Source organism: Agrilactobacillus composti DSM 18527 = JCM 14202, from assembly GCF_001436375.1.
In the GTDB taxonomy this organism is placed as follows: Bacteria; Bacillota; Bacilli; order Lactobacillales; family Lactobacillaceae; genus Agrilactobacillus; species Agrilactobacillus composti.
Genome location: NZ_AZGA01000016.1, coordinates 142,391 through 148,390, shown reverse-complemented (window position 1 = coordinate 148,390; position 6,000 = coordinate 142,391). Strand labels below are relative to the sequence as shown.

5 protein-coding genes and 1 tRNA gene are annotated in these 6,000 nt (G+C 40.5%); 3 read left to right on the top strand and 3 right to left on the bottom strand.

Annotation, left to right across the window (positions count from 1 at the left end):
- Positions 1–154: 154 nt before the first annotated feature.
- From FC83_RS04940 to FC83_RS04930, 3 genes are all read right to left on the bottom strand, one after another.
- Entirely contained in the window at positions 155–376 is a 222-nt protein-coding gene (locus tag FC83_RS04940; protein ID WP_035453122.1) for a hypothetical protein, read from the bottom strand.
- A 236-nt stretch (positions 377–612) separates the two neighbouring features.
- Positions 613–1,431, bottom strand: coding sequence for a hypothetical protein (locus FC83_RS04935; protein WP_152537735.1), 819 nt, complete (start codon positions 1,429–1,431; stop codon positions 613–615).
- Between the two features lie 307 nt (positions 1,432–1,738).
- Positions 1,739–1,810 (bottom strand) — tRNA-Arg (locus tag FC83_RS04930).
- An 89-nt stretch (positions 1,811–1,899) separates the two neighbouring features.
- Here FC83_RS04930 and FC83_RS04925 point away from each other — a divergent pair.
- The 3 genes from FC83_RS04925 to gap all read left to right on the top strand — a co-directional run bounded on the left by FC83_RS04925 (position 1,900) and on the right by gap (position 5,836).
- Positions 1,900–3,543, top strand: coding sequence for a glycerophosphodiester phosphodiesterase (locus tag FC83_RS04925; RefSeq protein ID WP_162260641.1), 1,644 nt, complete (start codon positions 1,900–1,902; stop codon positions 3,541–3,543).
- A 193-nt stretch (positions 3,544–3,736) separates the two neighbouring features.
- Entirely contained in the window at positions 3,737–4,774 is a 1,038-nt protein-coding gene (locus FC83_RS04920; protein WP_035453125.1) for a sugar-binding transcriptional regulator, read from the top strand.
- A 39-nt stretch (positions 4,775–4,813) separates the two neighbouring features.
- Positions 4,814–5,836, top strand: a complete 1,023-nt coding sequence (gene gap, locus FC83_RS04915) for a type I glyceraldehyde-3-phosphate dehydrogenase (RefSeq protein ID WP_035453126.1) — start codon at positions 4,814–4,816, stop codon at positions 5,834–5,836.
- Positions 5,837–6,000 lie beyond the last annotated feature (164 nt).

Sequence of the window (6,000 nt, the reverse complement as noted above, 5' to 3'; positions counted from 1 at the left end):
TAGAATTTCTGAGATTTTTGTTTTTCATCGGTGCACTTGACAGGGACCCTATCAGTGGGGTAGCGGCTCGTTTATTTAATTCTAAGTCTTATAGATACTGCTAAGTGCCGAGATAGTGAACTTTCAAAGATTTAGTTGTGTTGAGGTGGTAACGTCAAATGTGTTCAGATTTTTCCAATTCAAGGATTTCCTCTAGGACCGTACCCGGTTTTTTGTTCAGGGCAAGGGCAGTAGCCTTTAAAATTTTGATACTGATGGTGTCAATAGCTTTTGCTTGTGCGGCCCGTTGCAGCGTAGAATTAGCCAGGCCGCTGGCCTTAGCGATGGCATAACGAGTTAGATTGTTTTTGTCTAAATAGGCTTGATAGGCATTCATTTAATCATCTCACTAAGTTAAAAATTGTAAGGACAAGGGCAATAAAAGAAATCACTAATGCAGTAATCATGATTTTTAGATTTTTGATCATGATATTTTATGAAAGACATGCTTATAATTTTCTACCTAAAGTCAAGAACATCAAGGGTTTTATTCGCTTAATTTATTATAAACTTGAAAAAATATGCGTTTGAGATTAGCCATAAATTATAGGCAGAGCAATATTGCATACCTTACTATTTTAGTTCCTTGCTAGCTGCTTTTGCCAACGACTCAACTAGCCTGATACCATCGTTTTTTGTTTTATTTTGTGCCGTTAAAACTGCGATGGTAATACTCTTATTCCCAGTGCCAATATGTCCCATACTATTAATGACCCAAGTACCATCATCTTTTTGCTCCCAGCCATTTTTATTTTGGAAGGGTGTGCCACCGGCAGAAATGCCCCATTGTTGGCTGCGCGCAACGTTTTCCATTAGATTTTTAATGTAATTCTGGGAATGGGTAGATAAATATTCAGATGGATAAAAAATATTATTCAATAATTTAACTTGGTCCTCCGCCGTAGTCGTCGTTACGGTCCAGCCGATATCACTTGCGGCTGAATTATTCATGTTCAAATTATTGAATAAATTGTCAAGTTCTTGAGCACCGCCCAGGTTGTAAACGTATAAATCTGTACTGGCTTTATTGCTACTTTTTTCAATGCTAGCCTTAGCAAGGGAACGTTCTTCTGAACTCAGATCAGTTTTATTTTCCTGGTGGTTGTGCAGCAATTGGGTTAAAATTGAAATTTTTACAATACTGGCGGTGTAGAAGGTTGGTTGTTTTTGATTTGAAAAATTATAAAACTTATTGGTTTGTTTAGAATAAACAGCAACCTGAACCGCAGCTTGTGAATTTGAATTTTTTAGAATACGTTGATAAGCTTTGATCAAGCGTGTATTTTCAACGTTTTCACCTGAAAATGTTGTTGACTCAGTCTTGATCAGATAATTATGTTGTTGATACATATTCCAAGAAACTAAGACGATGCTGATGAGACATGCTAACAAAATGAATAGTCTCAGTTTTATATGTTTTTTTGGCTGCTTAGCATATTTACTCATATTGATCACACATATCCTTAGAAGGCAAGGTAGAAGGGGGATAACTGCGAATTGAGTTACTCGTAGTTAAGCACATTTTGGAGGCCAATATTGATGAAAAAAACAGGCAGAATATTCTGCCTGCTTTTTTATCAATATTCACGCTTCAACTATCAGCCAAACCAGTATTTTTAAGTTTCGGAAAAAATAAAACGTAAAAAGCCCTATATACCAGCTGATTTGCCAACTATTGTGAACTCATGTAAACTACAAGTGCGCCACGGCGGAGTCGAACCGCCATTTTAAGAACCGGAATCTTACGTGCGATCCATTACACTAGCGGCGCATTACTTTTAAAATAATATCATTAGATGTAACATATTTCAAGTAAAAATTTACGTTGGAGCGTAAAAAATGATAAAAAGTTGCAAAAACATGCATAAAACAATCAATTGGGGCCTGATTTGCAGTGTGCTATTGATCAACACCATTTATCGCTGGCCACTAAAGACAATTTATCTCACGGGCGCTCAACGATTGATCAACCAATACCAATTCGCCCTTGCTGATTTTACACGACCCCTGGATTTAATGCAACGTCATTTTTGGCCGGGGCTTTTATTTTATAGTTTGACCCTAGTTTGGCTGGGCCTTTTAGTGGGACAATTAGCCTTATTGATTGCAAGTGTTGCTTATTTTAAGCGCCAGGACACTACGCCTGGCACAATAAAACAATGGTGGGTGAGTTTGTGGACCCACAAGCACGAGTTTTTTAAACAGTTTTGGTTGGCAGCTGGTTTGTGGGTGTTGTGTCTGCCAATCTCAAGCTTTGTTTATGGGCAGGATTACTTCTTTACCTTCCGCTTAAATGAAGTTTATCTCTACTTATATCAAGGCCGCTCAACGGATCGTTTGGTGGCGGTGACCTGTATTTTGGTGTACCTTATCATAAGCTACTGGGCATTGGGGCAATTAGGCCGCATTATGGTCGATCAGCTCCATGGAAGTTATCGCGGGTATGTGTTCAAGCAAACCGCGAAGATGATCCTGCTGTATTTACTGGTGACACTTGGAATCAGTTTAGGAATGACGCTGCTTGGTGCCTACAGCAGTATTGCCATGACTCTGTCACGGTTATTGCTGCAAGTATTGCGGATTGGTCTAGGTATTTGGTGGCTCCAACGCTTGGTGATCGTCACGCCAAGAGAGCACCAAATTAAACCGCTAGGCGGCCGGTTACTGATGCCAATTTTGACAGTCGTATTATTGGGTTGCCTCAGCATTATACCCAGTAGCCCAGCACTGACCACTGGTCCCGTGACATGGATCGCCCACAAGGGTCTAAATGGGACCAACGGCGTGCAAAATTCCATTAACGTTCTTCAAAAAACGGCTAAAGCAAAACCGGACTTTGTGGAAATGGATGTCCGCATGACGAAAGATCAGCAATTTGTCGTGATCCATGACCATTCGTTACGGCCCTTGACGGGTAAAAATGCACACGTCGAAGCGTATACGCTAGCTCAGTTAGAGCAACTGCACATTTCGGAACAAGGGTACACAGCCCCCTTAAGCAGTTTTATGGCGTATTTAGCTGCTGCCAAACAAATCCACCAAAAATTGTTAGTGGAAATCAAGACGGTACCCAGCCAAAACAGTGACCAAGTTGCCCAAAATTTTAACCAACGCTATGGGCAACAGCTACTGCAGTCAGGCGGGGCATTACATTCAACCGATCCGAAAATCGTGACTTGGTTCAAAACAAACCAACCCAAATTACCAGTGGGCTATATTGTTCCATTCACCTATTGGGGTATCCCTAAAAGCTCGGCAGATTTTTATTCCATCGAGGGGAGTCAGTACAATTTAAGGGTGACAAAGCAGTTACAAAAAATTCATAAAAAAGTCTATCTTTGGACCATAAATGACCCACTTGCCCTCATTTCGATGCTGGGCAAGGCACCCACCGGGATCATTACTGACCGCTTTGGCGCTTTAAAAACCACCTCGAAAATAATTTCTGTAAATATGGGTCGCACGTTCCTAGTATGGGTGGCAGTTTCAAGACCTAATCCTTGACATATCAAGGGTTTACATAACTTCTTTCTTTTCAGGGCTTAGTCCTTGCAAAAGATAAAATGTACTGTTATACTAATGATGTTGATTGGGAAAAGGAAATTTTGAGTATTTCGTTCCCTTTTATTTTTATAAAATATGGGTCTTAAAATGACACATATGGTCGTTTGCCGTCCCACGAGAGGACGTTGCTAGGATGCATGAAGAATTAGCTTGGATTGAAACCATCGCACCAGACTTTTTGGAAGTCATTCGCCGTAGATATTATATCTTGCAACATATCGGTTGGATGCAACCTGTTGGTCGGCGTGTCCTGGCAATCAAGCTGGACATGGGTGAGCGTGCTTTAAGAACTGAAACTGATTTTCTCAGAGCACAAGGCTTAATTGACACCTCTAAGTCTGGTATGATTTTAACAGATTCTGGCCAGGAGACATTAAGTGGTCTTGAAAACTTCATGGGACAGATCTTAGATGTTCATCAACAGGAACAGCAATTGATCGAGCTTTTAGGCATTGATCATGTTTTGATTGTCGCTGGTGACAGTGATGACCAACCACGTGTCTTAAAAGACATTGGTCGCTTGGTTAATGAAACTTTAAGATTGTTACTCCCCGATGGTGAGAACATTATTGCCGTCATGGGTGGCACCACAATGGCTCAGGTGGCTAAGAAATTAACCCCTAAGTTGTCCGTTGGCCGACAGCTAACTTTTGTTCCCGCAAGAGGGGGCATTGGTGAAGCCGTCGATATTCAAGCCAACACCGTTTCAGCAACAATGGCTAAACATACTGGTGGCAGTCATCGTATGTTATATGTCCCAGAGCACGTCAGTAAAGAAACTTATAAGACGTTGCTGCAAGAGCCCTCTGTTCAAGAGGTATTGCAATTAATTGGCAAGTGCAACACCGTACTGCATAGTATTGGTGAAGCCACGTTGATGGCTCAAAGACGAGGTATGTCTGCTGAAGTCATCGACATGATCAAATCAGAACAGGCTGTTGCTGAAGCTTTCGGTTACTTCTTTAATGAAGCAGGCGAAGTTGTTTACAAGATACCGCGGATCGGACTGCAGATTCGGGATCTTGACCACATTCCATACGTGTTTGCAATTGCTGGTGGGCACTCTAAAGCCACTGCGATTCAAGCATACATGAAAAACGCACCTAGTCAGACATGGTTAATTACTGACGAAGGTGCTGCAAAACAGATTTTAAAAGGGGTAACCCTTTAAAATAAAATTTTTTTATTTCCTAAAGGAGGAAATTTTTGTATGACTGTAAAAATTGGTATTAATGGTTTTGGACGTATCGGTCGTTTAGCATTCCGTCGTATCCACGAATTAGGTAAGAGCGCTAATGATATCGAAGTAGTAGCTATTAATGATTTAACTAGTCCTGCAATGTTAGCTCATTTGTTAAAATATGATTCTACTCACGGTACTTTTGATGGCGAAGTAAGTGCTACTGACGATTCCATCATCGTTGATGGCAAGAAATATCGTGTTTATGCTGAACCACAAGCACAAAATATTCCTTGGGTTAAAAATGATGGCGTTGATTTCGTTCTTGAATGTACTGGTTTTTACACTTCTAAAGCTAAGTCCCAAGCTCACTTGGATGCTGGCGCTAAACGTGTATTAATCTCTGCACCTGCTGGTAGCGACTTGAAGACTGTTGTTTACAACGTTAATGATGACGTTTTAACTGCTGACGACTTGATCGTATCTGCTGGTTCTTGTACTACTAACTGCTTGGCTCCAATGGCATACTTCTTGGACAAAGAATTCGGTGTTCAAGTTGGTACTATGACTACTGTCCATGCATACACTTCTACACAAATGTTGTTAGATGGTCCTGTACGTGGTGGTAACTTACGTGCTGCTCGTTCTGCTGCTGCTAATACTATTCCACATAGTACTGGTGCTGCTAAGGCTATTGGTCTTGTTATCCCTAACTTAAATGGTAAATTACAAGGTCACGCTCAACGTGTATCTGTTGTTGATGGTTCATTAACTGAATTAGTAACTATTCTTGACAAAGAAGTAACTGCTGACCAAGTTAACGAAGCACTTAAGAAACACACTGAAAACAACGAAAGCTTTGGCTACAACGACGATGAAATTGTTTCTTCTGATGTTATCGGTACTACTTTTGGTTCAATCTTTGACCCAACACAAACAGAAGTTACAACTGCTGGCGACAAACAATTAGTTAAGACAGTTGCTTGGTACGATAACGAATATGGTTTCACTTGCCAAATGGTTCGTACTTTATTGAAATTTGCTACTCTTTAATTTTTAGAGGATCAGTTAAATTTTAATAGTTTATAACTGTTAACAATGAGGCGGAGGGAGGTTACTCCTTCCGCTTTTTTTGGTAAAAGCCGTGAGTGTGTTATTTCACTAGGTGAGTCTAGGGCTAACTAAACAGCACAATTGCTTGATCACCAATTTGTTTT

Bases quoted from the DNA above. Each gene is read 5' to 3' on its own strand.
- FC83_RS04925 (WP_162260641.1), top strand. From the start codon at position 1,900: ATGCATAAAACAATCAATTGGGGCCTGATTTGCAGTGTGCTATTGATC.
- FC83_RS04920 (WP_035453125.1), top strand. From the start codon at position 3,737: ATGCATGAAGAATTAGCTTGGATTGAAACCATCGCACCAGACTTTTTG.
- FC83_RS04940 (WP_035453122.1), bottom strand. From the start codon at position 376: ATGAATGCCTATCAAGCCTATTTAGACAAAAACAATCTAACTCGTTAT.
- gap (WP_035453126.1), top strand. From the start codon at position 4,814: ATGACTGTAAAAATTGGTATTAATGGTTTTGGACGTATCGGTCGTTTA.